We start from the raw sequence: 3,646 nt of genomic DNA, 5'->3' as shown, positions 1-3,646 counted from the left end.
CTGCCACATTTCCATATCCTGCACTGGAACGCCGGCACGTAGCGCCATACCAACACCATCACCGGTGTTAATGTGCGCATTTGTTGTTGAGGCATAAATTCGACCAGCACCGCCGGTAGCAAGCACAACAGATTTAGCTTTCACATAATAGACTTCACCAGTTTCAATATTCAGCGTAGTAACACCCGTCACTGCGCCGTCCTGGTTTTTCACTAAGTCTAGTGCGTACCACTCAGAGAAAACGGTCGTTTTGTTCTTAACGTTTTGCTGGTAAAGCAAGTGCAGAAGAGCGTGACCAGTACGGTCAGCGGCTGCGGCTGTACGAGCTGCCTGCTCGCCACCAAATTCTTTTGACTGGCCACCGAACGGACGTTGATAAACTTTTCCGTTTTCAAAACGTGAAAATGGCAAGCCCATATTTTCCAGTTCAAGAATTGCTTCCGGACCTGCTTTACACATGTATTCAATAGCGTCCTGGTCACCAATGTAGTCCGAACCTTTTACGGTATCGAACATGTGCCATTGCCAGTCATCTTCGTGCGCATTACCTAAAGCGACAGTAATACCACCTTGTGCAGAAACTGTGTGAGAGCGCGTTGGAAACACTTTGGACATCAACGCACAGCTCATCCCCTCTTGGGAAATTTGCAATGCTGCTCGCATACCAGCACCGCCAGCACCGATCACCACTGCATCATATTCTAAAGTTTTAACGTTCACTTAAACACCCCACAGTACGAATAAGCCAGTGAGCCAAACAGCGATAAGACCAACGCTGAAAACTAATTGGATAAAAGCTCTGAGACCAGCCGCTTTTACGTAGTCTGTTGATACCTGCCAAATACCAATCCAACCGTGAATCAACACAGCGGACAGTGCTAGCATGGTAAAAACCTTCATCCAGATACTGGCAAACATGCCACTCCAGACTTCATACGTCACGTCTGGTGTAGAAAGGAAAAAGCCAGCCATGAACAGTGTGTAAAGAACCATAACGATCGCGCTGGCTCTCAACAAGATAAAGTCATGAGAACCGCTACGACCAAACGTTGCTGCTGCTGTTACCATAGCCAAACTCCTACTAATACGGAAAGAATGACAGAAAGAGCAATTGAAATATTTGCACTGATTCTTCCCGAATCGAGTTCTTCCCAGTAGCCCATATCCATCACTAAGTGACGCAGACCGATGATTAAGTGAAATCCTAGCGCTGTCAAAATCCCCCAGCCAATAAACTTCGCAATAAAGCTGGTCATGATACTCTCGATTTGAGCAAAGCCTTCTGGGCCACTAAGTGACACGGCAAAAGCCCAAATTAAAAATGCCAGAGAGAACAGCATAACAACACCCGAAATACGGTGCAGTATGGATGCTTTGGCAGCGGCAGGAAACTTGATAGTTGATAAGTCTAAATTAACAGGTCTTTCTTTTTTCACGATAGATTGCCTTTTAATAAAGCACAAAAGAAATGCAATTTTCGTTTGCGCGACACAGATACATGCCACCAATACGGCGCAAAGTATATCGAGCCAAACCATTAATTACAACGAGAAACTCAGATTTGGACGCTCAGTTATTACGGCTTACTACTAAAGTCTAACGTAACTCAATAATTGTTCAATCTGAGTAATCTTTTCGTCATGTTTATTACGTATGTTTGACTATAATTGGTTCATGTTCCCCGATTAAAATTGACATTTAAGGGCATGATCGAGTTAAATTAGCGCACTTTTTCAAAGTAGACAGTGAGGAGAATTCCTTATGGCTGATCGTAAAGCCACTTTACAGATTGACGGCCAATCCATTGAGTTGCCGGTACTTTCACCAGCGGCAGGCAAGGATGTAGTTGACGTCCGAACTTTGGGCAAACATGGTTACTTCACCTTTGACCCTGGGTTCCTGGCTACAGGCTCTTGCGAGTCGGCTATCACCTACATCGATGGTGAGAACGGAGTTTTACTGCACCGCGGCTACCCAATTGGTGAGCTCGCAACAAAAGCAGACTATTTAGAAGTTTGCTATATGCTGTTACACGGCGAAGCGCCGAATGAAAAACAGTACACCGAATTTAAAGACACCATTACTAAACACACTATGGTGCACCAGGGAATCCATAACTTCTTTAATGGTTTCCGTCGTGACGCACACCCAATGGCGATGCTATGTGCAGTAACAGGTGCTTTATCATCTTTCTATCATGATGATTTAGACATTCACGATGAAAACCAGCGTTTACGTAGCGCTTATCGCCTAATTGCTAAGATTCCAACCATTGCAGCAATGGCCTACAAATTCAGCATTGGCCAACCTTTCGTTTACCCACGTAACGACTTAGGTTATGCAGAAAACTTCTTAAACATGATGTTCTCTGTACCAGCTGAAGATTACAAAATTAGCCCTGCAGTTGCCCGTGCAATGGATCGCATATTTACTTTGCATGCCGACCATGAGCAAAACGCATCAACTTCAACTGTTCGTCTTGCCGGTTCTTCGGGTGCAAACCCTTACGCCTGTATTGCGGCTGGTGTTGCTTCTTTATGGGGACCTGCGCACGGTGGTGCAAACGAAGCGTGTCTGCGCATGCTGGCTGAAATTGGCTCAGTAGAGAACATTCCAAAATACATCGAGAAAGCAAAAGACAAGAACGATCCGTTCCGTCTGATGGGCTTTGGTCACCGTGTCTACAAAAACACTGACCCTCGCGCTACCGTTATGCGTGAGTCATGCCACGAAGTATTGAAAGAACTTAACCGTGACGATCCATTATTGGACGTTGCAATGGAACTGGAGCGTATCGCTCTGGAAGACGATTACTTCATTGAGAAGAAATTGTTCCCGAACGTTGATTTCTACTCAGGCATCGTGCTGAAAGCTATTGGTATTCCGACCAACATGTTCACTGTTATCTTTGCGCTGTCACGTACTGTTGGCTGGGTTTCTCACTGGCACGAAATGATGGGCGAAGCGAACCAAAAAATTGGTCGTCCACGTCAATTGTATACCGGTTATACAAAACGCGAATTTACACCAATCAAAAAGTAAAATCGTCATGTTTTAAAAAAGCGCTCTCATGAGCGCTTTTTTTATGTCTATCGCTAATTAGTTCGTGTACATCGCTTTTTATCCCTTACAGAACGTGCAACTTACCCCCAATTTCTTTATACTACGTCGCATTTCGTTGGTCGCCCAAGAGCTGACAGACAAATTCATTTTCAACGTGCTTTTAGCAGGTTGCAGATAATTACAGTGAGGCTTATGCAGCAAGTAGTCAATGTACAACAACCCATCATTACGCCACGTAAGTTCAAGGTATATCAGCATCGCCAGTTAGATAAAATTGAGGCGCTTAAAAAAGTTCCTGCTGACATGCGCTTTGAAATGAAAGTCGTTGCTAATGTCCTGCCGTTCAGAGTAAACGAGTATGTGTTTAATGAACTCATTGACTGGGAAAATGTACCCAATGACCCGCTGTTTCAACTAACATTTCCACAAAAGGATATGCTGGAGCCGTCTGCCTATCAGCGCATGGCGGATTTGATGTCAGGTAAACACACGACTAACGAAGTGTTTGACTTAGCAACTCAGCTACGTGATGAAATGAACCCTCACCCTGCTGGCCAAATGCAAATGAACGTCCCCCATGTTG

4 protein-coding genes and 1 pseudogene are annotated in these 3,646 nt (G+C 44.7%); 2 read left to right on the top strand and 3 right to left on the bottom strand.

From position 1 onward, the window contains the following. The 3 genes from B3180_RS14460 to sdhC form a co-directional block, all read right to left on the bottom strand. The coding region (locus tag B3180_RS14460; RefSeq protein ID WP_414654059.1) for an FAD-binding protein at window positions 1–663 on the bottom strand (663 nt) is incomplete at its 3' end. Window positions 664–720: 57 nt separating this feature from the next. Continuing rightward, entirely contained in the window at window positions 721–1,068 is a 348-nt protein-coding gene (gene sdhD / locus B3180_RS14455) for a succinate dehydrogenase, hydrophobic membrane anchor protein (protein WP_286845200.1), read from the bottom strand. Then, window positions 1,062–1,436, bottom strand: coding sequence for a succinate dehydrogenase, cytochrome b556 subunit (gene sdhC, locus B3180_RS14450; protein ID WP_054487366.1), 375 nt, complete (start codon window positions 1,434–1,436; stop codon window positions 1,062–1,064). The genes sdhD and sdhC overlap by 7 nt, the downstream gene beginning before the upstream one ends. A gap of 325 nt (window positions 1,437–1,761) precedes the next feature. Between sdhC and gltA the strand changes: the two genes are divergently transcribed. Together gltA and B3180_RS14440 are read left to right on the top strand one after the other, a co-directional pair. Then, window positions 1,762–3,042 carry a citrate synthase gene (gene gltA / locus B3180_RS14445; RefSeq protein WP_199494802.1) on the top strand — a complete coding sequence of 427 codons (1,281 nt, stop codon included), beginning with the start codon at window positions 1,762–1,764 and terminating at the stop codon, window positions 3,040–3,042. 213 nt (window positions 3,043–3,255) lie between these two features. Next, a pseudogene (locus tag B3180_RS14440) lies at window positions 3,256–3,646 on the top strand (lysine 2,3-aminomutase); the annotation flags it as partial.

Source organism: Idiomarina sp. UBA4206 (genome assembly GCF_002383015.1).
GTDB lineage: Bacteria > Pseudomonadota > Gammaproteobacteria > Enterobacterales > Alteromonadaceae > Idiomarina > Idiomarina abyssalis.
Note: the sequence above shows the minus strand (reverse complement) of the source record. Positions and strands in the feature narration are given on the sequence as shown.